This is a genomic window from Methanolapillus ohkumae (genome assembly GCF_032594355.1).
GTDB classification, from domain to species: domain Archaea; phylum Halobacteriota; class Methanosarcinia; order Methanosarcinales; family Methanosarcinaceae; genus Methanolapillus; species Methanolapillus ohkumae.
The window spans coordinates 85,605-110,957 of record NZ_CP131061.1 but is presented as its reverse complement, the minus strand read 5'-3'; the positions used below and the strand labels follow the sequence as shown (position 1 = coordinate 110,957).

Sequence of the window (25,353 nt, the reverse complement as noted above, 5' to 3'; positions counted from 1 at the left end):
ATGGCAAATTTAAAAACACAAGGTTTTATCCTTTTGGATGTCGATGTTGTTGCACTTAACAATGCCGGTAAAAATGAAAGAAGTAACTTTGACAATGCGGTTGCAACAAAGCAAATTTTCAAAAACGGCCGAAAATATGTTTATGTTTCCGGTCAAGCCTGGCGCTACTGGTGGCGTGAATCTCTTCAAAAAAATATGAATTGGGTGATGTCGCCGATTTCCCGAGAAAGTAAAATCGCTTATACGGATGCAAATCCGATCGAATATCCGGACGACGATGTCTTCGGATACATGCGGGCCGCGACGGAAAAAGTGACCGACGACAAAGGCAAAACCAAAAGCACAAACATGACCGTGACCCGGATTTCACCGCTGAAAAACTCCGCCATCATTTCCGTGACGTCGGTCAATCCGGCGGAAAATTGGTCCAGTATGTCCCGCCAAGAAGGGGATGCGGTCCCGTACAGCAAACAAGAATATTGCGCGATTATGAAAGGGATGTTTAGTTTGGATTTGAATATGGTTGGTGCTTTTTCAAATTACAACAAGACCGGATATGTAAATCTTTCTGAACAACTCAAAAAAGAAGCGTTGGGAAAGGGTTGCAAGGAGACAGAAGATCCGTATGTCAAAAACAGTGACGGAAAGCCTGCAAAATTAATTCAGCTCCCCAAAGAAATTCGCGAAAAAAGAATCTTGGAGACGATCTCAGCATTAAAATACATTTCCGGCGGCGCGATGCAGACCAACAATATGGGAGATGTGACACCGAAATTCATCATCTTGGCCACCACCAAAACCGGCAACCATCCGTTTTCCGGGGTTGTTAAAACGTCCGGGGACAAAGATGAACAATTTGAATTAAACATTGCCGGAATCCGTGAAATTATTAAGGACTATCAGGAAACTTTTGTCGGCAAGATTTTTATTGGAACCCGAAGCGGATTTTTTGAAGATTATCAATCCGAATTAAAATCATTGAAAGATGAATTCGATATGATTGAAATTTCGCCGGTGAATGAAGCGATTGACAAATATTGTGAACAATTGAAAAAACAAGTGGAATAAATGAAGCAATATCGCATAAAAATCAGCTCGTGGACGGCTGGTTTTCGGTATCCGAATTTGATTTCCGGAAGGCAGCCGACCCTGGATGTTCCGCCAATCAGCACAGTTTTGGGGTTAATTAACGCTGCGGCCGGAAAATATATTCATTACGCGCAGCTGAAGCTCGGGTACTATTTTGAATATGAAGCAAAGGCCGTCGATCTTGAGACAATCTATCAATATGAACTTCATGACAAAGGATATCCGATCAATTCTCCAAAATCCAATGTGATGAACCGGGAATTTTTGTTCAACTGCCGGTTGTTCATTTACACAAATGACCCACAGATTGTGGATTATTTGAAAAACCCGTATTATTCTCTTCTCCTTGGAAGAAGCGGAGATTTGGCAACGGTCGAGCAAATCGAAGAAGTTGAATTAACGGAAAAAACAAATGCAACAAACATTAAAGGACAAATTGTCCCGTTTAAAGGAAACTTTTTGCCGGGATTAATTCAGCCTCTTCCACAATATTTTACCGATACCGTTCCAAGACGAAACATTGGGACACTGGCTTATTCTGTCATTCCATTCAACGCAAAAACATCCAAAACATCACTGAAAGCTTTTACAGATACGATTGATGGACAGGAAATCGATATTTATTTCCATGATTTAAATTTCAAAAATATGGATTAAAAATTGAATTAGAATTAAAAAGTATAGATTGATTAAAAAGTATAGATTAAAATGAATCTATTGGCTAAATCAAATCCCGAAATCTCTTTGAGAGAACATATTGATGATTGTTTGAATATTCAGGAACAGTTGAAGCAATTAATTCCAAATATTCCCCTTGAAAACAAAGATGATTTTTGGGAGATGCTTGCGGTTTCCATGATTTGTCATGATTTGGGAAAGTCCCATCCGGAATTTCAAAAATTATTGCAAAAACGGAAGAATGATTGGCATTTGCAACGCCATGAATTGTTTTCTCTTCCTTTTGTTTGGAATTTGGCTTTGCCGGAAGAACAAAAAGATTACATTTCTTTTTCCGTTGCCGGACACCACAAAGATTTGGACAATCTGTTTGGCCTTGTTTCAAAAGACTATCAAAGTCCCGAAGATTCAATGACAGATTCTATTTTTAATGTCAGAATTCCGTTTAAAAATGAATTCGATAAAATCAATTTCAAACAAGTTTCTGCTTTATTAAATCATTATTCGATCTGTTTTTCTTCAAATTCGCCAGCGGATTCCGTTGATATTTATGAACTGATTCGAAATTATAAAGTCCAAACGCAAGAATTAAATTCCGAATCGGATGATTTTCTCATGAAAATGTTATTGACCGGAGCGGTCAAACAGTGTGACCATTTGGCATCGGCCGGCATTCGAAAATTGAATTTAATGAATGCGTGTGATTTCGACAATTTATGCAAAATAAATACGCCTTATTCTCATCAGACCGATTGTTCAATGGTTTTGGGAAATGCTATTTTGAATGCTCCGACCGGTTCCGGAAAAACGGAAGCGGCTTTTTTATGGTTGAAAAACCAAATGGATCATTTTGGTCAGGGTCGTGTGTACTATATCCTCCCGTTTACGGCGTCGATCAACGCTATGTTTGAGCGTTTGAATCAAAAAATAGAATCATCGGATAAAGTGGGGATGATTCACGGGAAATTGGAAGAATATTTGGAGCAAAAATTCTCGGAAGATTCTGAAAAATTAAAAATTGATGAAACAAAAAAACAACAACTTTTGGAACAATTTAAAACGCTGGTAACACCCGTCAAAATTGTGACGCCGTTTCAGCTTCTGAAGTATTTTTTTGGCATTAAAGGGTTTGAGAAAGGGGTTTTTGAGCTTTCCGGCAGTTATTTGATTTTTGATGAAATCCATGCTTATGATCCGAATGTATTTGCTCAAATTGTTGTGTTGCTGGAATTTGTCACCCAGAAACTCAACGCAAAAGTACTCATTATGACAGCGACCTTGCCGGCTTTTATGAAAAAGGAAATTGAGAAAGTCATTGGTAATTATTCATTTGTTCAAGCAAAAGATTCTCTTTATGACCGATTCAACCGTCACCGCATTAAATTGTTGGAAGGACGGTTAGGAGACCATTTGGAAATCATCCAAGAGCATTTGGATGCCGGCAAACGCGTACTGGTTGTTTGTAACACCGTTGCGGAATCTCAAAATGTTTACAAAAATCTGACTTCAAAGAACAAGATTTTGCTGCATGGTTCCTTCAATTCCGAGGACCGGTTTAAAAAAGAAGAATTGCTCAAGAAAGACTCCACAAGGCTTTTGGTTGGAACTCAAGCGATTGAGGTGAGTTTGGACATTGATTTTGACGTGATATTTTCAGAACCTGCCCCTCTTGACGCGCTGATCCAGCGTTTTGGCCGTGTGAACCGGCGGCGTGAGAAAGGAATTTGTGATTGTTTTGTCTTTTGTGAGCGTAACAAAAATGATGCGTTTATTTATCCGGAAGAAGAAATCGTGCGGACACGAATCGTTCTTGAAAATATCGAACGGGAATGTGCCGGCCTTGTGAAAGAAAAAGAACTTCAAAAAATGATGGATTTTGTCTATCCGGGTTGGAACGATAAAGAACAGAAAATATTTGATGATACCATCGCCTTCCTTCGACATTCTGTTTTTAAAGAGTTATCTCCTTTAAAATACAGTCCGGAAAGCGAAGACCGGTACTATGAACAATTCAAAGGGGTTCGGGTTTTGCCGGCCGGTTGCCGGGAAAAATATCAGGAATATTTGGATGGTTGGCAATTTGTCCAAGCAAACGGGTTATTGATTCAAGTTTCCGAGCCGCGTTTTTTGGGAATGCTTAAAAACGGCGGGATTGAAAAGGATTATTTTTCGTATTTGGCGAAAAACGGGGAGAAGTATTTGGATAAATCGGTTTATGTGATTAAGAGACGGTATTGCCCGGATTTGGGGTTGTTAATTCAAGAAGAAGAGAGCGGGGGGAAGGGGAATTTTATTTGAGAAACGGACCGCCTCATTTAAAATATAATAATGATAAAATGATTTTTTTGATAATTTTTAGAAAAGATTTTATAATTTTAAAATCAATTAAAATAAAAAACGATTAACAATTGTGGAGAACGAAAATGCCTGAATCTTTGGAATTAAAATTGACAACGTTAACGCCTTTTTTTACCGGTGGTGTTGACGGCATCTGTGACCGTTTGCATGAGACAAGTTTGATCGGAAGTATGCGATGGTGGTTTGAAGCGATTGTAAGAGGATTTGGCGGATATGCTTGTGATCCGACGGAGCATAAATGTAAAGACAATGATCTTTGTGCTGCCTGTTTTGTTTTTGGAGCGACGGGACACAAGAGGCTTTTTAGGTTGAAAACGGATTTAGAATTAATAAATGATGAAAGTAATAATTCATTGAAAGTTGAAGCAAAAAATAGTAAATGGTATATAAAAAGAGGATTATTTGTAAAAAATGCTACTGTTAAACTAATTTATTCAAAGCAAGAGCATTTGCTTCCATCAGAAAATAATGATGAAACATCCATAAAAAAAGTATTATCTTCTGAAGAACTTAAAAATATGTTACTTTTGACCCTTAAAATTATGTCGATAAATGGTTCTTTTGGAGGGGGCACATCCTATGGAAATGGTGTTTTAAATATTGATTGTGACCGAGTTGACAAAAATATTGCAATTCATGGGTTTAATAAATTGAAAAATCATTTCCCAGTTTCTATTTCTAGCAACGATTCAAAACCCAAATTAAATGATTTCTTTTTTACAAAAATTCAGTTCAAAAAAATTCAAATTAATGCAGTTCCAGAAAAAGAATCAAAATGGTACACCGACAATAGAATAATTCCAATTTCTCCTCAGATGAGATATTATCTGCGTTCATTAATTAGGGAAGATAAAAACTTCAGTAAAGATGAACGGCATCGTTTAATGGGTTTTGTTCCAAATAACCATGAAAATGAACAGAAATTCTCATCCCTTATTCGCATATCCAATGCATATCCATTAAATGAAAACGAATATGAATTCAGAATTTGGGGGTGGTTTCCATCAGATTTTGAAAAAAAAGATGAAATTTTAAACAAATATAAAGAATGGATTTCCACACTTCCTTCTCAGAAAGGAGGATTGTGGGAAAAAACAAATCTCAGTCCTTTATCGAGTTCAACATTATTTTGTGATTCTATGGAATTTTTTATTAAACAATTGTTGGAGGATTAACTATGATATTTGAATATATTGAGTTAATTGAAAAAACAAAAGAATACAAGGATAAAGAAAAGGAAGGAGATAGTAAAACCATTCAAGAAGAAAAAGAATCTAGAAGAAAATCATGGTTGCAAAATAACAGTTATTCACAGAAAATAGATTTGCTAAAAGATTTAAAGTTGGATAAATACGTTGATGAACAATTCAATATTAGCGAATTTCCCGTCAATTCGTGGTTATTGAGTTTAAATTTTAAATTTACATCAACTTATACCAGTGGGAGTGAGGATAAATATGATATTATTGACAACTTCCTCAATCGTGAAAAGGTTTTTAAAATTCCATATATTTCCCCCAGCCAATGGAAAGGGATGATTCGAAGTTCAGCAATATTAAACTTGGCAGAAAAAACAGAAATTGTGTCGAAAGAATTCGCCAAGGAGAGACTACAGCTTAGTCTTCTTTTTGGAGATGAAAACCAAGAAGAAAAATATTTTGATAAAATTCGACCTGATGCTAAAACAGAATATGCAGAATTAGCAAAAAAGGAGATTGGATTAAAGAACGGAGAAATTAAACTCCATAAAGGAAATTTATTTTTTTATCCGACTTTTTTAGATAATAAAAAAACTGAACTTGAAATTATGAATCCACATAACAGAGAGTCTGGAACTGGAAAAGATCCTTTTTTCATAGAAGTGATACCAAAAGACAATGTTGGTAATCTTACAATTTTGTATTCTCCTATGAATTTAATTGAAAACACTACTGATTTTGCATATCATGGCTTAGAAACCGTCGTCAACTCCTTGATTAATCTATTTGAATTTTATGGAATCGGTGCCAAAACATCTAGTGGTTTTGGTAATGCTGAAATAAAAAGTGGATTTTTAAAAATAAGTTCATATAAAAATAAAAATCAACCGAAGGAAGAAGAAAACATTGGAATCCCTGCGGAATATCAAGCATTTTTTGAGTTTGGACCTGAATTGATATCTGCCCTTTTTGACATAGACCATTCAAAATATCAAGAAGCCTTTAACAAACTGAGAAAAGAAAAAGGTGTCAGACAAGGCCAAGTTAATAAATTTAAAGAATGGTATAAAAAGAATTTTACAAATAAAAACATAGAATCTAGTCAAAGCTCGAATGATTTAATATTTGATAACAAAGAGAAATTCAAGGATTTGCCAGAAAAATTCTTAACTTTTATAAAGGGTGAAAAAAATGACTGAAAACTTACTGGATAAATCTGTAATTGATGAATACAAAAATTCAATTTATTTGGCTTGTGCTGGAGCTTATTTGCATAATTTGGGGAAAATTACACCAGAATTTATAAAATATCAAAAAAATACACTTGGTGATGAAAAATATTGTTTTCAACTGATTTCTGGAATTTTATCAAATATTAAAGATCCTTCCAAAATAAAAGTTATTGAAGAAATTTTCAAAACTGTTCCTTCTAATCATGTTTTTTTAGAAGGAACAAAAAAATGGTTAATTAACAACAAAATTGAATTAATGAGCCCACTCGATGATAGAACGTATTGTATGGGGGATATTCTTGAATTTTTGGGCGTTCATGACAAATGTAATTGTGATAAATTATACAACAATGCTGGTAGAGAGGAAATCAGAAATTTTAAAGATACGGATCTTTTAAAGATTGCTAAAAAAGATAAAATATTAAAATTAAATTTAATTCTGGACTCTACATCTCTTTTAACCCATTTAATGAAATTGTGTCATCATGGAGCCTCCGGAGGAGAAAAACAAAGTATATTCTCTGAAAATCCTAGTGGAGACTTTATTTACATATCCACTCCTTTTGGGCGGGAGAAGCAGATAGATGAAAAAACATATTGGTGCCTAAAAAAGTCAGTAGAAGAAAAACTTCAACAAACTGATGCAAATAATTTAGAAACGTTTATTAATTTTTTTGAACCAATGTTCAAAGAGGCGGTTGCTGATACACAGAGACCAATTAATAATATTTCCATCCATGATATCGGCCACACAGGAATGGCATTTCTGAAATCGGGTATCTGGACACTGGCTATCAGATGGCCAAAAGTAACTCATGATGAATTCAATAAATGCCTGGGGAAAGAAAGAAATTATCTTAAATTATGGCGATTATTAAGTTATCGAATTGATGGTCAGTCTTTTTTGTTTGATGCTACAAACTTATCTGACTTCAAAACTCGAAAAAATGCATTAGAAAATGATTTGAATAATATTCAAAATCGAATAGAATTTCGATATCCAATTGCAACTGAAATTTACAGAGATGAAAATGGCAGTGCTTTTATTTATCCGGATTTGGAAGAAGTTGCAGATGAACTAAAGTCAACAATTTCAAAATTGTCTCAATATAACCTAAGCCTTCATGAAAACATAAGTTCTAATTAGTATATTCACCCAGAAATAGGACCTGATGAGTATATTACAAGTGCTTTTAAAAATGAAATCTTTGGCCAATTACCTATGAGATACTCATACATAAATGATACAACAAAGGGCGACCTTTGCAGTTCTTGTGGAATTCGAGTTAAAATTAAAGATATGGAGAACTGCCAACCATGTTCTACTTCTATCAAAAGAGTGACTAAAGAATGGAATGATAATCTTCAAAAAAATGATTTTGAAACAATCTGGTTAAGTGAAATTGCTGACAAGAGCAACAACCTATCATTAGTCGTTGGCCGAATTCATTTTGATGTTTTTATGAAATTTGACTATCTGCCAGCTGCTGAAGAAAGGGAAATGGTTCATCTGCAATCTTTTGCAAGAGCCCGCCGTATTGTTGAAACGTGTAGAAAATTTTGGAAGGAAATTGGTGAAGAAATAAAAAGTATCTGTCAAGCTGAAAATGACCGAATATTACTTCATCCGATTAACAACACATTAAAACTGAATTTATATAATACATATGAACTTCAAATTGATAATATAAATATTGAGGTTTTATGGACAGAAAACGGATTTGTTATTATTGAAAACTTAGAAGCATTAGAAAAACGTCTTCAAACCATAAAAAAAGAATTTAAAGACTTAAAAATAAACCAAATTATTGAAGGACAAGTATTCCAAATATTTGAACCGGGACAATATAAGAAAAATAAAGAACCAAAAGGTGTTTTTTCAGATTTTAAAATTGAAAAATTATCAAGTTATTTCCAAATCTCTGAAATTTTATCCGAACCAAAAACGTTTATGATGCTTATTCCAGCAGACAAAACAATGATTATCATTGAAAAAATTAAAGAAAAATATGAAAAAGAAATGGGAAAGGTTTCTCAAAGATTGCCTATTTCTTTAGGAGTTGTTTTTGCAAATAAATTTACGCCACTACGTTCTGTTTTAGATGCCGGAAAAAGGATGTTAGATCGACCTGCCCCATTGGTCAAAGCAGATGTAATGGTCGATATAAAACCAGATGAAGGTAAATGGATTTCAAAATTTAAATCTGATAAATTTGTTTCAAATGAAATAAATGGACTTCTCAATGAGGAAATCAAAATTAAAGAAATGAACCGGATCCTTAATTTCAATTTTGAATATCCGGTTTCTTTCGAAGATGGGCAAGAAGATGTTTTTTATCCTTACTTCTTAACTTGTCCAGATTGGATAACAGAGAAGGCATAGGGCTTAGATGAAAACAGTAAACTAAAGATGGTTCATATTCAAAACCTAAGAAAAAATGATTCGATTTTATTGTACCCTTCAACGGTTGATTTTGAATATTTGGATAGCTCAGCTACACGGTTTGAAATTGCCTATAATGAAGAAGGACAGCGGTTTGGCATGAATAAAAACAGACCATACCTTCTTTCTGATTTCAATAAATTAGAAGATTTTAAAAAATTAGTAGCCCAATTGAATAAAAATCAGCTTTATTACATAGCTCAAATGATTCAAACAAAAAGAGAAGACTGGAATCCAACTTCAAAAGATTGTGAAAATGGAGGGGTTTTTTGGAATTTTTGTTTCGATTTAATTAAAACCGCAAAATGGAAAAATTCTCCAAAAGACATTGAAAAATGGACAAATTATGCTGTAGAAGGTTATTTTGAAGATGCTTTTAATTTGTATATGAGATTAAACATGATTTAATGGATGTGACAAAATGGCAGACACAAATGCAAATATTAAAAAATATTTTATGATGGCAATTGATCCAATTCATGTTGGGATTGGAGGACAACGGCTGGGAAGAGTTGATAATTCAATTGTTCGAGAACCCGGAACAAAATTACCAAAACTTCCAGGGACAAGTTTACATGGAGCAATCCGACATTATGCAGCCTTTTCTGAGAATAAAGAAAAAACCTGTGCCGGACAAAAAAATTGTGGAAAGGACAATTGCCCAATTTGTTATACATTCGGTTCTTCAAATGGGAGTGGAGATGGTGGCTGGGCTGGAATCGTAAGTATTAGTGATGCAAAAATCCTCTTCTTTCCAGTGAGTACATCTAAAGGCCCCGTTTGGATTTCTACAACGAGTATTTTGAAGGATGCATTAGGAATTGATGTGAACATTTCCTTTGAAAATAAAAATATTGTTTATACAACGATTAATGAAAATAAAGAACTCAATTTGGGTTGGTTATTGTTAAGTTGTAAAAAACTTCCAGATACAAACTTTATCCCTTCAAATATGATCGAATTTGAAATATTCAAAGATCGGCTTGTTTTTGTTAGCGATGAAATCTTTTCAAGGATTGTAAATAGTAATTTAGAAGTTAGAACTTCAGTCAGTATCAACCCTGAAACAGGAGCAGCAGAAGAAGGTGCTTTATTCACATATGAAGCAATTCCAAGAACGACAGTACTTTATTTTGAAGCCACATGCAATGATTACCGATCAAAAAACGGTAATATTAAACCTTCGGATATTGTCGAAACTGGAATAAATAAATTAGAATTTTTTGGGATTGGTGGAATGACAACACGAGGATTTGGTCGACTTCGAAAAATTAAGGTGATGTAAATGGATTTAGTGAATTTAGATAAAGAAGCAGCTGCTTGTTCCCAAAAAATCGTTCAAAAATGCGGTGGAAATAAAGATTTAGAAAACATGATTACTAAATCTTTGGGAGTACTGCAAGAACAAGGAGTTTATGCATTAATCCTCTACCTTTCATCTCAAAAAGGAATTGCAAATAATATTAAAAAAGAATTAATCGAATTATTAGTGATTTTAAAAATCAATAATGTAAAGAAGACTGAAGATTTTCCAGAAAAAGTATTATCTGATCTTGATGATTTATTTTTAGTTCGAGACCTTTACGAACAAACCTTAATTTATGCACGCTATGGTGCAAAAGCTGCTCAATCAAAAAAGGTGGAGGAAGGAAAGCCTGCAACCAAACCGGAAATTCCGGGTGCAGAACATATCCAAGGGTGAAAAGATGACTGATTGGACAGCTTACCAAGTCTCATTTCAAATGTTGGCTCCCATGCATATAGGTTATCGTAAAATCGGTAATTTGCAACAAACCCGATATTATGTTCCAGCAAGAACTTTATGGGGAGCTTTGACAGCACAGATGACCCGTGAATTTACTTCGGCAAAGAAGAAAGATTATGAAGATATAGGAAAAGCAATTGATGAAAATTTACGATTTTCTTATTTTTATCCTTCCGAAGAATCAAACAAGTTGAATTTGTTTCCATGGGGAAATACAAAATCTGAATTTGAATGGACATTTATCAGCAGCCAAATGAGTACTTCTATAAAAGGTGAAACAAAGTCATCAGAAGATGGGCTTTTACATGAAACTGAATTCATACTACCAATCAGTCGAAACGGAAAACAAGTTTATTTAAACGGATATGTTTTTGAAAAAAACGACAATTCGGACCAAATAATTTCAAAATGGAAAGAACAATTATCAAATATTCAGCTGGGTGGAGAGAGAGGTTACGGGTGGGGCAGAGTAAAAGTTGATGAAAAAACCATCCTCGAATGTTCAGAAGTTTTTAACTTTGAAACTCAATTAAACCAAACAGAAGATCCAATTATAAAATTGAATAAAGACTGTATAATAATGTCTCATGTACGCTTTAATTCTGAAGATTTTGAAGGAAAAGCAGAAATGTTTGCCAGCCGCAAAACTACGGACGGAAGCAAGCATGGGAATGCGTTTGAGGAAATGATTTATTGCTGGCAACCGGGAACCAAAATTTCAAAAGATATGGGATTCAAATTTGTTTCCCAAAAATTATGGGAAAAACCATAACTATTAATATTTTTTATATTTATATTATTTTTCATGGAAAAGTCAATCTCTGATTCAGCCATTCCATCTTCGACATCCATAACCGGCGTCAAAGTCTCCTACTATTTTATTTGCCGCACCAAGCTTTGGCTTTTTTCCCACAACATTCAGTTCGAAAGAGAAAACGACAACGTGCAAATTGGAAAAGGTCTTCATGAAGAACGATATTCAAGGGACAAAAAAGACATTACGATTGACCAAACCATCAGCGTCGATTTTATTGAAAAAACGAAAGAGGACGGGAAATTGATTCTTCATGAAATTAAAAAATCACAAAGCATGGAAGAAGCACACGAATGGCAAATGCTTTACTATCTCTACTATTTCAAAACCAAAGGCATGGATGCGGAAGGAGAACTGAATTATCCGCTGACCAGCCAAACAAAAAAAGTGTTTTTGACGCCGGAAAAAGAAGAAAAAATGACGGAAATTATGGACGATATTTTAAAAATTATCGCGGGAAAAATGCCGGCACCCGAAAGAAAACAGATTTGTCCCAAATGCTCCTATTTTGAATTTTGTTTTGGTGATGACGCATGAAAACAGAATACTATATCACAAGCGATGGAATACTGACCAGACACGAAAATACAGTTTATTTTGAAAATACAAATCCGGAGACGGGTGAAAAAAATAAACGCGCCCTTCCTATCAACAAAATCTATTGCATCCATGCTTACGGCCGGCTGACACTCAGTTCCGGCGTCATTGACTATTTGGCAAAACATGGCGTTCCAATTCATTACTATAATTATTACGGATTCTATGAAGGCAGTTTTTACCCGCGCGAAACATTGGTCAGTGGAGATGTGATAGTCAATCAAGCCGCTCATTATTTGGACTCGGAAAAACGCATGGTTTTGGCCAAAAAATTTGTGGAGGGCGGGAGCAAAAACATTCTCCGCAATCTGAGATATTATTCAAAAGAAGAAATGTCCCCGATTCTTTCTCCTTATATTGAAAAAATTGAGCGTGATTTGGAGCGTTTGCCTGCTGCTGCGACCATTCCAGAAGTCATGAACGTTGAAGGCCATATTCGAAATAATTATTATAGCGCCATTGACGAAATCGTGCCGGAAGAATATCAAATTGTCAAAAGAACGCGCATGCCGCCGGAAAACAAAATGAATACCCTAATCAGTTTTGGAAATTCGATTTTGTACACAACAATTCTTTCCGAAATTTACAATACACAAGCGAACCCGACGATTTCGTTTCTGCATGAACCATTTGCACGCCGTTTTTCTTTATCTCTGGATGTGAGTGAAATTTTTAAACCTATCATCGTTGACCGTATCATTTTCAAATTGGTGAATAAAAACATGCTGGATGATAGTTGTTTTTCCGGAAGTTTGGGAAATATGCTTTTAAGCGAAAAGGGGAAAAAAATATTCCTAAAAGAATATGATGAAAAGTTAGAAACAACAATTATGCACCGTAATCTAAAAAGAAAGGTTTCTTATAAAAGTTTGATTCGGTACGAGGTATATAAACTCATCAAACATTTTATAGATGTAAAAGAATATAATCCTCTTGTTATGTGGTGGTAATTTGTATGTTATTGTTGTTTATGATGTTAATGTTGAATTCGTAAATAAAGTTCGAATTTTTCTTAAACAATATCTCAATTGGGTTCAAAATAGTGTTTTTGAAGGGGAACTGACTGAAGCAGAATACAATAAAATCATGAGCCACCTTGAAAAAATAATCAAAAAATCAAATGGTCATATTTTGTGTTATATTGTGCGGGATAAAAAGTATTTAAAAATTGATGAAATTGGAACTCCGAAATCGGAGATAACAAATTTTTTATAACTTTGATTGGTTTGTCGTGGATCTTTATATATACCTCACGAATGTTAAAAAGCACGATTTTTATTTTTTCTAATCGGCAATTTTTTATTGTATGAGTTCTTTGTCTTTTTTTAAAAAACACCGTCTTTTAACCTTTTTTTAAATTATTAAACTAATTCATCTGGGTTAAAAATGATGTTTTTTTTCTTGGGTTAAAATCAGATCTTAGAGAGATTGAAAGGTCATATCTTTTTTAGTAATTCGATTTGGTTAAAATCAGATCTTAGAGAGATTGAAAGATGGAAAAATCATCGTCAAAGCCGGAACTCTTTTCAGTTAAAATCAGATCTTAGAGAGATTGAAAGAACTGAATGTGATCAGCAAAGCTTCCCGGATGTCCGGTTAAAATCAGATCTTAGAGAGATTGAAAGACAAAGGCAATCACTTCTCCGGACATCATGAAACTTGTTAAAATCAGATCTTAGAGAGATTGAAAGGCTTTTTCGCCGTACGTGACGTCGACGTCTTCATAGGTTAAAATCAGATCTTAGAGAGATTGAAAGGCTGTCACAGTTAAGTTCGAATGATCCGCACCACAAGTTAAAATCAGATCTTAGAGAGATTGAAAGGCAGATAGGTGATAAATGAAGTAGTGGATGTAATTTGTTAAAATCAGATCTTAGAGAGATTGAAAGTTATCAGTCGCATAGACTTAGACGTCTTTTATAATAGTTAAAATCAGATCTTAGAGAGATTGAAAGGAGGATGAGGTTTCCCGTTCCTCTTTTTCCGGAGGGTTAAAATCAGATCTTAGAGAGATTGAAAGGCGAATTCAGTCCGGGATTCTGAAGGAAGAATCCTCGTTAAAATCAGATCTTAGAGAGATTGAAAGCTGTGTCGCAAAAATGATTGGGCGGATGCCGTAGTTGTTAAAATCAGATCTTAGAGAGATTGAAAGACGGGCGGTTGCAGGAATCCGGCAATGACGAATTCTGTTAAAATCAGATCTTAGAGAGATTGAAAGGGGAAGCCCGTCAGCCCAAACAATTCCAAAGGCTGTGTTAAAATCAGATCTTAGAGAGATTGAAAGGCTCTGTGAAGAGCATGTAAGCGTTTTTCTGAGCGGGTTAAAATCAGATCTTAGAGAGATTGAAAGCCTGCTACGGGATTTTGCAATAATCGGCACGGGTATCGTTAAAATCAGATCTTAGAGAGATTGAAAGTGATATATAAAGATTTTAGTTCGTTATACGCAATAAGTTAAAATCAGATCTTAGAGAGATTGAAAGCCGGGGCCGCCGTTCCGGAGAGATTGAATTAAATAAGTTAAAATCAGATCTTAGAGAGATTGAAAGTCGATTGTAATATAAAGATATTCTTTATATTTGTCAATGGTTAAAATCAGATCTTAGAGAGATTGAAAGTCATTTTAGTTAAATTTTTTGAAAAATTAAATTCTGGTTAAAATCAGATCTTAGAGAGATTGAAAGAGCTATTCAAAGAACTTCAACGAATTTTTCAAGAGTGTTAAAATCAGATCTTAGAGAGATTGAAAGGTTGACAATGCTACCCGTTCATTTCAAACAGCCGACGGTTAAAATCAGATCTTAGAGAGATTGAAAGTTTTGTTATTCTCTCGAATGGTCTTCCGTCTGCTTGTTAAAATCAGATCTTAGAGAGATTGAAAGATTCCATTTTTGAATGGAAGGGACATTATCGATATTGTTAAAATCAGATCTTAGAGAGATTGAAAGTAGTTTTCACATCAGGTTTCATGTTTACAGGATATGGTTAAAATCAGATCTTAGAGAGATTGAAAGAACGACAGCACAGTTGCTATTTATTCGATTAAAATCGTTAAAATCAGATCTTAGAGAGATTGAAAGAGGAATTGATTCCTTGCGATATTGATGGATTTTATGTTAAAATCAGATCTTAGAGAGATTGAAAGGCATAAATTGTGCTAGTCCCGTTAAACGAACCACCACGGTTAAAATCAGATCTTAGAGAGATTGAAAGGAACCTTTTTGACCAGGTTCAAAACCTTTTTGCATAGTTAAAATCAGATCTTAGAGAGATTGAAAGTTCTGTTCACCTACGGAGTTTATCTAAATTTGCAAGGGTTAAAATCAGATCTTAGAGAGATTGAAAGACTTATAAGTGGCGAACCACCAATTCGCTAAAACCAGTTAAAATCAGATCTTAGAGAGATTGAAAGTTTTCTCACCTTGTTAAAATTGTATTACCGGCATAGTTAAAATCAGATCTTAGAGAGATTGAAAGTCCGTAATGAAACTTGCCGCTGTTGGAAATATGGAAGTTAAAATCAGATCTTAGAGAGATTGAAAGTTTGAATGTTTATTTTATGACCCTCGAAAAAGCACAGTTAAAATCAGATCTTAGAGAGATTGAAAGAAAGACGGCATTTTCCGGTCATTTTATCAATTGCTCGTTAAAATCAGATCTTAGAGAGATTGAAAGGCGGGAATGAGTTCACCGCTAACGTTAAAGTATGCGTTAAAATCAGATCTTAGAGAGATTGAAAGTTATTTAAGGAATTATACATTTTGGGATTCTCAAAAGTTAAAATCAGATCTTAGAGAGATTGAAAGGAATGTGCTTTACAACGTGTTTTTAAATTAAGAAATGTTAAAATCAGATCTTAGAGAGATTGAAAGAGGGAATATGAAGCAGTTGACAGATATTATTGTAGAGTTAAAATCAGATCTTAGAGAGATTGAAAGTGTGTCTGCTTGTCTTTCAAGACGTATAATTCTTTGTTAAAATCAGATCTTAGAGAGATTGAAAGCTGTTATGCTCACGGAAGAAGAAAAAGCGGAACTCAAGTTAAAATCAGATCTTAGAGAGATTGAAAGGAGGATGAGGTTTCCCGCTTCTCTTTTCCTAATGAAGTTAAAATCAGATCTTAGAGAGATTGAAAGTACGCGTTCTTTTGAGCGGCCAATACCGCCTTTTTTGGTTAAAATCAGATCTTAGGGAGATTGAAAGTCTTTAAAGTCGACTCTCCCGGTCGGTTTAAAATAGTTAAAATCAGATCTTAGAGAGATTGAAAGTGTAATATTCGTAGTCGATATCGCCGATAATTTTATAGTTAAAATCAGATCTTAGAGAGATTGAAAGATGTTTTACCCATGGGAGAAGTTAAAATCAGATCTTGTTAAAATCAGATCTTAGAGAGATTGAAAGTAAGCAAGAATATTACAGATGATTTTATCAAAGTCGTTAAAATCAGATCTTAGAGAGATTGAAAGCAAATTGGTCGACTTTGGGACATCGCTCCGATTATTTGGTTAAAATCAGATCTTAGAGAGATTGAAAGTTTTTAACGTTTGTTCCGGAGATTCAACGCCTGCCGAGTTAAAATCAGATCTTAGAGAGATTGAAAGCGTTTTTGAACGCGATAAAAAATTTGGTTTTCTATGTTAAAATCAGATCTTAGAGAGATTGAAAGCGCTTCCCGAAAAAGACGAATGTGGGGAATTCTGGTGTTAAAATCAGATCTTAGAGAGATTGAAAGTTTTCAAAAAAGACAAACTATTGTTTTAAAAAAATCGTTAAAATCAGATCTTAGAGAGATTGAAAGAAGGTTTATCGGACCACAAAGCCAAGTCAATTCCGGTTAAAATCAGATCTTAGAGAGATTGAAAGCAGTTCAGGGGAAATCTCCCCCGTAAAAAATTGTGTTAAAATCAGATCTTAGAGAGATTGAAAGCAAGAGCTATAAGTTTAATTTTTTGACTTTTTGATTAGTTAAAATCAGATCTTAGAGAGATTGAAAGTTTAGGTATTGTAAGTGTGTGAGAAAAGGCACACTGTTAAAATCAGATCTTAGAGAGATTGAAAGGAACGATTCCGGGTATGCGGTACGGCACCCGCATATGGTTAAAATCAGATCTTAGAGAGATTGAAAGACAATTGAAGAAACAGAACAAGAAATTGAAGAAACGTTAAAATCAGATCTTAGAGAGATTGAAAGAATCTTTCCGGGTTCTCCAAATTATCCGGCATGGGTGTTAAAATCAGATCTTAGAGAGATTGAAAGCATTTCTCCAATCAAGGAAACAAGTCTCCTTAAATGTCTAGTTAAAATCAGATCTTAGAGAGATTGAAAGCGGCATTAGAGAATTTTCTCAATACCGTATTTTTTGTTAAAATCAGATCTTAGAGAGATTGAAAGACATATTTTACCAATGTTTCCCAATCTGCTTTGCATGTTAAAATCAGATCTTAGAGAGATTGAAAGTTAAATCGTGGTTATTCAACGGATTTATGAAACCAAAGTTAAAATCAGATCTTAGAGAGATTGAAAGACAAATCGGCAAGCGCAGACAATTTATTTTGGTTATGTTAAAATCAGATCTTAGAGAGATTGAAAGAATGTAATTATTAACATCTTTTTGGTAAACTTCAAGGTTAAAATCAGATCTTAGAGAGATTGAAAGTTTGGTGAAGTTAAAATTAGAAAATCTCACGAGCGGGTTAAAATCAGATCTTAGAGAGATTGAAAGTACGGGTCAATAAACAGTTTTGCCGATTTGGCTTCAGTTAAAATCAGATCTTAGAGAGATTGAAAGTCACAAAAATGGTCTGTTTCATTTACATTTAATTTTGTTAAAATCAGATCTTAGAGAGATTGAAAGGTCGTGCAATCACAGCATCAAATTCAACACAATAATGTTAAAATCAGATCTTAGAGAGATTGAAAGCCGCTCCAATGTCTCCATTCCAATCCAGGATATGGTTAAAATCAGATCTTAGAGAGATTGAAAGGAATTTACAACAGACTTCGATATGGCGTATAATTGCGGTTAAAATCAGATCTTAGAGAGATTGAAAGAGAAAATCCTTACTGTTTCGTCGTCAACGAATGACGGTTAAAATCAGATCTTAGAGAGATTGAAAGTGTGAAAAAGTAACCGAATATCCATTAATATATGCAGTTAAAATCAGATCTTAGAGAGATTGAAAGAAAAAAACACATTTCCAAATCACAAAAAAATACATATGTTAAAATCAGATCTTAGAGAGATTGAAAGTTCTGCGGAACAGCGGAATAAACGTTTCAATTTGTTGTTAAAATCAGATCTTAGAGAGATTGAAAGATAGTTAATGCAAAATAAGATGTGATAAGATAATCTGTTAAAATCAGATCTTAGAGAGATTGAAAGTCCGTTTTCTGTATTCAAAGCTTTTATGATTTTATCATAGTTAAAATCAGATCTTAGAGAGATTGAAAGAGCGTATCCGGCGTTAAAAGAATCGCCGACGTTTTTGGTTAAAATCAGATCTTAGAGAGATTGAAAGTATGATGATTAAGATTCTTCTTATTGTTTCCGCATTGTTAAAATCAGATCTTAGAGAGATTGAAAGGGAGTTGATAATATTTTCTAAGAAATAAAATTATCGTTAAAATCAGATCTTAGAGAGATTGAAAGATATTTTGTTTCTTCAATCCAAATTTCTTCTTTTCGGTTAAAATCAGATCTTAGAGAGATTGAAAGTTATTAGTCACAAAATACACATCGGACATCAATCCGGTTAAAATCAGATCTTAGAGAGATTGAAAGCAAGGGCGACGGCTCCGACTGCGATTAGATTTTCTTGTTAAAATCAGATCTTAGAGAGATTGAAAGACCTTTACGAATACAAAGCATATTTCGACAATTTATTGTTAAAATCAGATCTTAGAGAGATTGAAAGGGCTTTCCGAATCTCTGAGTGCGGGGACGAGAAGGGTTAAAATCAGATCTTAGAGAGATTGAAAGCATGACATTTTTGAGGTCCCCATCCGTTCCGTGGATGTTAAAATCAGATCTTAGAGAGATTGAAAGTTTCAGGTTCGACTGGAGATGGTTTCATAAATGTTGGTTAAAATCAGATCTTAGAGAGATTGAAACTCGAATCTGCAGAAAAGAAAATGATGAATTATCCAGTTAAAATCAGATCTTAGAGAATTAAAAATGCTGAAAATATCGAAAAAAATTTAATTACTTAAATCTTATGCTTTTCATCTTGTTTTGTCTTTCCTTCATTTCGTTTTCTTTCAATTCTTTTTCTTTCATTTCCGCATAATACAGAGTGATTTGCTCTCGGACGATTTCCTCAATCATTCCTCTGTTTGTGTTCAATGAAAAATTTCCCTGTGGCCTCTCCAAATTTTTCAAATAATCGGAAACGGCTTGGTTTAAAAAATCAGAAACACTGGCGAATTCACCATCTTTGATGAGTTCATCAATTTTCCGTTTGTGGGTAGGGCTAATAGTTCCGCTAATAACTGGTTTTTTTCGAATGTATTCTTTTGTCATTGGCACATAATCCGCTAAAAAGATTTTAAATTTGATTGAAACAATTGTCTATATATTGCATACACGTTTAAAAATAAAATTGAGTAAAATTTAATTTTTTAAAATGTAAATTCAAATCCATGTACGTATACTAAACCAATTAAATAAACATCTCGGCTGCATGTAGTAATCATCAAATGATGTTATACTAAAATTTTGGAAATTTTCAAACCAACGGGCTGAAAAATTTCATATAATTTCAGTTTTAAAAAATAAAAGCAATATTTGACAATATAATGGAGATTTTCATCTCTCTAAGTTCTGGTTTTAACAAATTCTTCTTCACCCGGCTATTTAAAAAAAGCATCTTTCTAAAATAATCCATCCCGGCATTATTTTCACCTTAAGGTTCATATTATAAAAGTAAAACAACTTAAAAATAAATGTTCCATCTATTAATCTGACATAAAAAGAAAATTAAAATATAAGTTCAAAGTAAAGAAAAAGTTCCCAATAATTCGTTTTTATTACTAAATTTTTCAGGAGACGCCCGATGACCGACAATGCAAAAAGAGATCTTAAAATCAAAACCCGAGCCCGTAATTCTCCGTCGTTTCGTTTGGCCGGCGACATGACGCCCAAAGGCTCTCAACCAACGGCGATTGCGCAACTGACCGAAGGAGTCCATTCCGGCAAACGATTTCAGACACTCCTGGGTGTGACCGGCTCCGGAAAAACATTTACGGTCGCAAATGTCATCCAAAATATCAACCGCCCGGCCCTTGTCATCGCCCACAATAAAACCCTGGCCGCACAACTTTATAACGAATTTAAAGAATTTTTCCCGGACAACCGCGTCGAATACTTCGTCTCCTATTACGATTATTACCAGCCGGAATCCTATATCCCGGCCAAAGACCAATACATTGAAAAAGATTCTCAGATCAACCCGCAAATCGAACAAATGCGCTTAGAAGCAACCGCGTCACTTGTCTCTCGCCGCGATGTCATTGTCGTCGCATCCGTCTCCTGCATTTACGGTCTTGGAAATCCGGAAAATTTTGAAAACATGGGACTTGAAATCGCGGTCGGTGACAACATAAAGCGCGCCGATATTATTTCAAAGCTCGTAGATATCCAATTTGAACGTAATGATTTAGATCTCGCTCCCGGTCGTTTTCGTGTCAAAGGCGATACGATTGACGTGATCCCCGGATATTACAAAGATATTATCCGAATTGAACTGTTTGGAAACAAAATCGACCGGATTTCCGAAATTGATTTGCTTAACAACATCAAAAAATTCGACATGGAGTCTTTTACCATTTATCCGGCCCGCCACTATGTGATTCCGGAGTCCGAGCAGGAGCGTGCGATTGCCGCCATTTTGGAAGAGCTTGAAGAGCGGTTGCCGGAACTCGGAATGCTGGAAGCGCACCGCCTCAAACAAAAAACACTCTTTGATATGGAAATGATCCGAGAAACCGGAAGCTGTAAAGGCATTGAAAACTATTCCATGCATTTTGACAACCGAAAACGTGGGGAGCCGCCATACTGTTTGATTGATTATTTCCCGGAAGACTTTTTAATGGTGATTGATGAAAGCCACCAAACACTTCCACAAATTCACGGAATGTACAATGGCGATCACGCCCGAAAAAAATCGCTTATTGATTACGGATTCCGGCTTCCAAGCGCTTATGACAACCGTCCGCTTCAGTTTGAGGAATTTGAAAAATACATGAAGCAGACAATTTTCGTTTCCGCGACGCCCGGCGATTATGAACTGGAACAATCGGCACAGGTGGTCGAACAAGTCATCCGTCCGACCGGCCTCGTGGACCCTGTTGTCGAAGTCCGCCCCATTAAAGGACAGGTGGACGATATCATTCGAGAAATCCAAGCCGTCATCGGCCGGGGAGACCGCGCGCTTGTCACAACACTCACAAAACGACTCGCCGAAGAACTCACGGAATATTTGGCGCAAGCCGGCATTAAAACCCGTTATCTGCATTCCGACATTAAAACAATCGAGCGGACTGAAATTATCCGAAATCTTCGGCTCGGTAACTTTGACGTGCTTGTCGGAATCAATCTTCTGCGGGAAGGATTAGACATTCCCGAAGTCGGTTTTATCGGAATTCTTGATGCCGACAAAGAAGGATTCCTGCGCGATGCCCGCAGCCTGATTCAAATTATCGGACGCGCCGCCCGCAATTCCAATTCCAAAGTGATTCTGTACGCCGACAACAAAACAGGATCTATCAAAAAAGCGATGGAAGAAACCGAGCGCCGAAGAAACATTCAGCTGGCATTTAACAAAGAAAACGGCATTGTCCCGCAAACCATCAGAAAACCGGTTCGGGAAAAAGTGGCGGACATATCCGATACAAAATCAATCCCCAAAGCCGCAATTCCGAATATGATTATTGAATATGAGGCGGAAATGAATTTGGCCGCCGAAATGCTGGACTTTGAACGCGCCATTCAGTTGCGGGACACGATCCGGGAACTGGAACGAAAAATGAAGGGTGAAGAAACGGATGCGGACAAACGGGATAAACGAAAAGCCGAATGGAAAGAGATGAAAAAAGCGGAAAAAAAGGGGAAGGAGAACAAAACGGCGGAAGAAAAGAAAGAAACAGATGATATTTCGGAAAGTTCAACGAAAAAATCGACTTTGAAGAAAAAGTAAAATCGAAATGAATGTCCTAAATATGAAAATAAGAAATCGTTTTCAATAACATTATACTTAGAAAATATAAATGAATTAATAGCTTGTTTTTTAATTAGCTCATGGAAAAATTAATTTATATGCAAATTATATATTTTTATTAAAATTAAAAAAATATATATAATTAAATTTAATCTATTAAACAGTCAGATTTGATTTTAGTTGTCAGATTTGATCTTAGTTGTCAGATTTGATTCATTCTTTACCGATATTGGAGGATATTTTTATGAACAAATTGAAAATGACAAGTTTTTGTATTCTTGCGATTTCTATTATCTTTTTGGGTGTTCTCAGTTCGGTTTTAGCAGATGACGGGTTAAAAGAAAACCCTCTCACGTTGGATGAACAAGTTAAAGAGCAAATAGAAAACAGTAAACAAATTAATTCCGGTGTATTAGATCAACTTCGAAAAGAGGAAAATGTTTTAGCCGTTTATGGTTACATCCCCGAAATTAATGATGGTGGGGAGTATTATAATTGGTGGACTTCTATTTTCAATACCACAATGTCTGTTTCCAAAACAGGAGCTTTAGACGAGTATGTATACGAAAATGAGGGATATATCATTGGTTTTGGACCTGAAAGTGATGGGTATATCACAATTTTGGTTTACAATAAATATGGCAAAGACATAAACACAAAAGATTTTGAAATTATAAAATCAATTTTTGACAAATATGGTTTAGAGGAAAATATTTCAGATGTCCCTATTGTTTTTAAATCCGCAGATATACCTGTTGCATATGGTAGTTCTTACGATTCAAAATACAGACCATTATATGGTGGAATAACGATCGGAACATCTAAAAACGTGATAATTAATTTGTTGTCTCCCGGCAGCGGATGTATTGGATATACGGCCCGTAAAAACGGTACCACCACATATGGATTTATAACTGCCGGACACATTGTTGATTTTTCAAATAACCGTGAAGTATACCAACCTGTTTACGCACTTTTGGGTGATCATAATCTTATAGGTACTTCAAATATTACTCACTCAAGGATCGATGCCGTTTTTGTTAAATCCGGAAACATTACAGGTACAAATGAAGCCAGGATCCAATACTCAAATTCAGCATCAGGTTCTTCCAATTTTATAGATGTCGGCGGATATTACGGAACAAATCCAACAAATCTTACAGTTTATAAATCCGGATCAACGACATACTTAGAAGTGGAATCGTAAATTCTTATCGAGCCAATCAAACAATGACTGTTACTTTATCCAATTCAACCAAGGTTACTCGCACATACGATTTGATAGGTGTTATAAAGAATAACAATGTTATTTTTGCCCTCCCGGGAGACAGTGGTGCACCTGTTTATACAATTATGAGTAACAATAAAGCCGCTTTAGTTGGAATCGTTTATGGCGGTAATAATGAAGTATATGGTTTAAATGGAGAAACTTATTTTGTTCCTTGCACTGAAATTGAATCAAAGTTGGGTGTTATTCCATTGATGAGATAATTTAAATATCTCATTTTATTTTTTTATTTCAGTAAGTAAAGGCGCTCCAAATTCCAATTCAAAAGTGGTCCTTTACGCCGACAAAAAAACCGGGTCTATTGAATAAGCGATGGAAGAAACTCAGCGGAGAAGAAATCTCCAACTGGCGTTCAACGCAGAACACGGCATTGTGCCGCAAACAATCAGAAAGCCAATCCGGGAAAAAGTCGCCGACATCAGCGACATCAAATCCGTCCCCAAAGCCAACATTCCGGGTGTACTTATCGAATACGAGGCAGAAATGAATTTGACCGCCGAAATGCTGGATTTTGAACGCGCGATTCAATTGCGAGATACGATTCGGGAATTGGAGCGAAAGATGAAAGGAGAAGAAACGGATGCTGACAAACGGGACAAAAGAAAAGCCGAATGGAAAGAGATGAAGAAAGCGGAAGGAAAAGAAAAAAAGAAAGCGGAAGAGGGTGGGGAAAAAACAGAAGGAAAAGAGAAAAAAGATGTAAAAAAGGCAGCAAAAACAAGAAAAGACGATAACAAAAACAAATGAAAAGACGATAACAAAAACGAAAGCAAAAACTGAAGACAAAAAATAAATCGAAGGCAAAAGAGGATTTTGGATGAAAAATCAAAAATTAAAAAATGCAAGTTTTTGTATTTTTTCAATCGTTATTCTTTTTTTTTTGGTCTTCTTAGTCCCGTTTTTGCGGAAAAGTTAATGGAAAATCCGTTTGCTTTAGAAGAGCAAATTGCCGAGCAAATCAATCACAGCGGACCGCTTAATTCTGATGTTTTGGAACAATTAAAAAACGATGAGACGGTACTCGCGGTCTACGGACACATTCCGGATGCCAATGCCGGCATCGAATCATATATTGGTGGATTTCAATAAGTAATATCACGGGCGCCGTCTCAAAAAACGGTGCTTTGGATGATTATGTGTATGATTCGGATGGCGACATTATCGGGTATGGTCAACATTATGAGGGATACATTACGGTTTTGATTAATAGAGACTATGGTAAAGAGATTGATCCCAATGATTTTGAAACGATAAAATCTATTTTTGATCAATATGGTTTAGAGGAAAATATTTCCGATGTCCCGATCGTCTTTAAATCCGCAACTATTCCCATAATTTATCCCAAGACTTTGCGCAACGTAATTCGTTTTAAAATTACCGATTGGCTTTTTTCAAAAGATATTGAGCCGCATGAACATGAAATTTTTCAATTTTTATATTGGGAGAAACTTTGGAATTGATGAATCATTTCCTAATTGAAGATAGTATAGACAAAAATGAAATAGACATCAAATTTTTTGATACAATCTATCATTGTTTTTTTGTAATGAATCTGTATTTTTATATTGGGATCATATCAAACAGAAAAGGTTGGCTATGCTAAAATTTACATACAAAAGTGTATTCATTTTTTTTAAAATATATTAAAATCAATATATATAACAAAATATTTTAA

General features: G+C 35.0%; 19 protein-coding genes, 2 pseudogenes and 1 CRISPR repeat array. Of the genes and pseudogenes, 20 read left to right on the top strand and 1 reads right to left on the bottom strand.

The window, feature by feature from the left end; translation table 11 throughout:
- From cas7i to cas2, 14 genes are all read left to right on the top strand, one after another.
- Positions 1-1,068, top strand: a complete 1,068-nt coding sequence (gene cas7i, locus MsAm2_RS00430; RefSeq protein ID WP_338097857.1) for a type I-B CRISPR-associated protein Cas7/Cst2/DevR — start codon at positions 1-3, stop codon at positions 1,066-1,068.
- A complete protein-coding gene (gene cas5b, locus MsAm2_RS00425) occupies positions 1,069-1,746 on the top strand; it encodes a type I-B CRISPR-associated protein Cas5b (RefSeq protein WP_338097856.1) in 678 nt (225 codons plus the stop codon). It abuts the gene before it with no gap.
- An 87-nt stretch (positions 1,747-1,833) separates the two neighbouring features.
- Entirely contained in the window at positions 1,834-4,065 is a 2,232-nt protein-coding gene (gene cas3, locus MsAm2_RS00420; RefSeq protein WP_338097855.1) for a CRISPR-associated helicase Cas3', read from the top strand.
- 125 nt (positions 4,066-4,190) lie between these two features.
- Positions 4,191-5,300, top strand: a complete 1,110-nt coding sequence (gene cmr1, locus MsAm2_RS00415) for a type III-B CRISPR module RAMP protein Cmr1 (RefSeq protein WP_338097854.1) — start codon at positions 4,191-4,193, stop codon at positions 5,298-5,300.
- A gap of 2 nt (positions 5,301-5,302) precedes the next feature.
- On the top strand, positions 5,303-6,523 hold the full coding sequence (locus MsAm2_RS00410) for an RAMP superfamily CRISPR-associated protein (RefSeq protein ID WP_338097853.1): 1,221 nt from the start codon (positions 5,303-5,305) through the stop codon (positions 6,521-6,523).
- Positions 6,516-7,703, top strand: coding sequence for a hypothetical protein (locus MsAm2_RS00405; protein WP_338097852.1), 1,188 nt, complete (start codon positions 6,516-6,518; stop codon positions 7,701-7,703). The genes MsAm2_RS00410 and MsAm2_RS00405 overlap by 8 nt, the downstream gene beginning before the upstream one ends.
- Positions 7,704-7,895: 192 nt before the next feature.
- A complete protein-coding gene (locus MsAm2_RS00400) occupies positions 7,896-8,939 on the top strand; it encodes a hypothetical protein (protein WP_338097851.1) in 1,044 nt (347 codons plus the stop codon).
- A 27-nt stretch (positions 8,940-8,966) separates the two neighbouring features.
- The gene (locus MsAm2_RS00395; RefSeq protein WP_338097850.1) at positions 8,967-9,407 is read left to right on the top strand and encodes a hypothetical protein; all 441 of its coding nucleotides are present in this window, start codon (positions 8,967-8,969) and stop codon (positions 9,405-9,407) included.
- Positions 9,408-9,420: 13 nt separating this feature from the next.
- Positions 9,421-10,284: a type III-B CRISPR module RAMP protein Cmr4 gene (gene cmr4, locus MsAm2_RS00390; protein WP_338097849.1), complete on the top strand. Its 864-nt coding sequence runs from the start codon at positions 9,421-9,423 to the stop codon at positions 10,282-10,284.
- A complete protein-coding gene (locus MsAm2_RS00385; RefSeq protein WP_338097848.1) occupies positions 10,285-10,701 on the top strand; it encodes a hypothetical protein in 417 nt (138 codons plus the stop codon).
- 4 nt (positions 10,702-10,705) lie between these two features.
- Positions 10,706-11,536 carry an RAMP superfamily CRISPR-associated protein gene (locus MsAm2_RS00380; RefSeq protein WP_338097847.1) on the top strand — a complete coding sequence of 277 codons (831 nt, stop codon included), beginning with the start codon at positions 10,706-10,708 and terminating at the stop codon, positions 11,534-11,536.
- Between the two features lie 33 nt (positions 11,537-11,569).
- Positions 11,570-12,115, top strand: a complete 546-nt coding sequence (gene cas4, locus MsAm2_RS00375; protein ID WP_338097846.1) for a CRISPR-associated protein Cas4 — start codon at positions 11,570-11,572, stop codon at positions 12,113-12,115.
- Complete coding sequence (gene cas1b / locus MsAm2_RS00370) at positions 12,112-13,125, top strand: type I-B CRISPR-associated endonuclease Cas1b (protein ID WP_338097845.1); 1,014 nt, start codon at positions 12,112-12,114, stop codon at positions 13,123-13,125. Before cas4 ends, cas1b begins: the two co-directional genes overlap by 4 nt.
- A gap of 1 nt (position 13,126) precedes the next feature.
- Positions 13,127-13,390, top strand: coding sequence for a CRISPR-associated endonuclease Cas2 (cas2, locus tag MsAm2_RS00365; RefSeq protein WP_338097844.1), 264 nt, complete (start codon positions 13,127-13,129; stop codon positions 13,388-13,390).
- A 190-nt stretch (positions 13,391-13,580) separates the two neighbouring features.
- A CRISPR array of direct repeats spans positions 13,581-19,352; the repeat unit is 30 nt; unit sequence GTTAAAATCAGATCTTAGAGAGATTGAAAG.
- 25 nt (positions 19,353-19,377) lie between these two features.
- On the opposite strand, the gene MsAm2_RS00360 is transcribed toward cas2, so the two are convergent.
- The gene (locus tag MsAm2_RS00360) at positions 19,378-19,695 is read right to left on the bottom strand and encodes a ribbon-helix-helix domain-containing protein (protein ID WP_338097843.1); all 318 of its coding nucleotides are present in this window, start codon (positions 19,693-19,695) and stop codon (positions 19,378-19,380) included.
- Positions 19,696-20,227: 532 nt separating this feature from the next.
- Here MsAm2_RS00360 and uvrB point away from each other — a divergent pair.
- The 6 genes and pseudogenes from uvrB to MsAm2_RS00330 form a co-directional block, all read left to right on the top strand.
- Positions 20,228-22,204, top strand: a pseudogene (uvrB, locus tag MsAm2_RS00355) (excinuclease ABC subunit UvrB); the annotation flags it as partial.
- A 430-nt stretch (positions 22,205-22,634) separates the two neighbouring features.
- A complete protein-coding gene (locus MsAm2_RS00350) occupies positions 22,635-23,597 on the top strand; it encodes a chymotrypsin family serine protease (RefSeq protein WP_338097842.1) in 963 nt (320 codons plus the stop codon).
- Between the two features lie 23 nt (positions 23,598-23,620).
- The gene (locus MsAm2_RS00345) at positions 23,621-23,881 is read left to right on the top strand and encodes a chymotrypsin family serine protease (protein ID WP_338097841.1); all 261 of its coding nucleotides are present in this window, start codon (positions 23,621-23,623) and stop codon (positions 23,879-23,881) included.
- 31 nt (positions 23,882-23,912) lie between these two features.
- Positions 23,913-24,245, top strand: a pseudogene (locus MsAm2_RS00340) (UvrB/UvrC motif-containing protein); the annotation flags it as partial.
- A 348-nt stretch (positions 24,246-24,593) separates the two neighbouring features.
- Positions 24,594-24,767 carry a hypothetical protein gene (locus MsAm2_RS00335; protein WP_338097840.1) on the top strand — a complete coding sequence of 58 codons (174 nt, stop codon included), beginning with the start codon at positions 24,594-24,596 and terminating at the stop codon, positions 24,765-24,767.
- A 35-nt stretch (positions 24,768-24,802) separates the two neighbouring features.
- A complete protein-coding gene (locus tag MsAm2_RS00330) occupies positions 24,803-25,138 on the top strand; it encodes a hypothetical protein (RefSeq protein ID WP_338097839.1) in 336 nt (111 codons plus the stop codon).
- Positions 25,139-25,353 lie beyond the last annotated feature (215 nt).

What these genes read in the sequence shown, in the direction of transcription:
- MsAm2_RS00345 (WP_338097841.1), top strand. Translation starts at nt 23,621, where the DNA reads ATGACTGTTACTTTATCCAATTCAACCAAGGTTACTCGCACATACGAT.
- MsAm2_RS00335 (WP_338097840.1), top strand. Translation starts at nt 24,594, where the DNA reads ATGGAAAATCCGTTTGCTTTAGAAGAGCAAATTGCCGAGCAAATCAAT.
- MsAm2_RS00350 (WP_338097842.1), top strand. Translation starts at nt 22,635, where the DNA reads ATGAACAAATTGAAAATGACAAGTTTTTGTATTCTTGCGATTTCTATT.
- MsAm2_RS00405 (WP_338097852.1), top strand. Translation starts at nt 6,516, where the DNA reads ATGACTGAAAACTTACTGGATAAATCTGTAATTGATGAATACAAAAAT.
- cmr1 (WP_338097854.1), top strand. Translation starts at nt 4,191, where the DNA reads ATGCCTGAATCTTTGGAATTAAAATTGACAACGTTAACGCCTTTTTTT.
- MsAm2_RS00395 (WP_338097850.1), top strand. Translation starts at nt 8,967, where the DNA reads ATGGTTCATATTCAAAACCTAAGAAAAAATGATTCGATTTTATTGTAC.
- cas7i (WP_338097857.1), top strand. Translation starts at nt 1, where the DNA reads ATGGCAAATTTAAAAACACAAGGTTTTATCCTTTTGGATGTCGATGTT.
- cas4 (WP_338097846.1), top strand. Translation starts at nt 11,570, where the DNA reads ATGGAAAAGTCAATCTCTGATTCAGCCATTCCATCTTCGACATCCATA.
- cas5b (WP_338097856.1), top strand. Translation starts at nt 1,069, where the DNA reads ATGAAGCAATATCGCATAAAAATCAGCTCGTGGACGGCTGGTTTTCGG.
- cas1b (WP_338097845.1), top strand. Translation starts at nt 12,112, where the DNA reads ATGAAAACAGAATACTATATCACAAGCGATGGAATACTGACCAGACAC.
- MsAm2_RS00380 (WP_338097847.1), top strand. Translation starts at nt 10,706, where the DNA reads ATGACTGATTGGACAGCTTACCAAGTCTCATTTCAAATGTTGGCTCCC.
- cmr4 (WP_338097849.1), top strand. Translation starts at nt 9,421, where the DNA reads ATGGCAGACACAAATGCAAATATTAAAAAATATTTTATGATGGCAATT.
- MsAm2_RS00360 (WP_338097843.1), bottom strand. Translation starts at nt 19,695, where the DNA reads ATGACAAAAGAATACATTCGAAAAAAACCAGTTATTAGCGGAACTATT.
- MsAm2_RS00410 (WP_338097853.1), top strand. Translation starts at nt 5,303, where the DNA reads ATGATATTTGAATATATTGAGTTAATTGAAAAAACAAAAGAATACAAG.
- MsAm2_RS00385 (WP_338097848.1), top strand. Translation starts at nt 10,285, where the DNA reads ATGGATTTAGTGAATTTAGATAAAGAAGCAGCTGCTTGTTCCCAAAAA.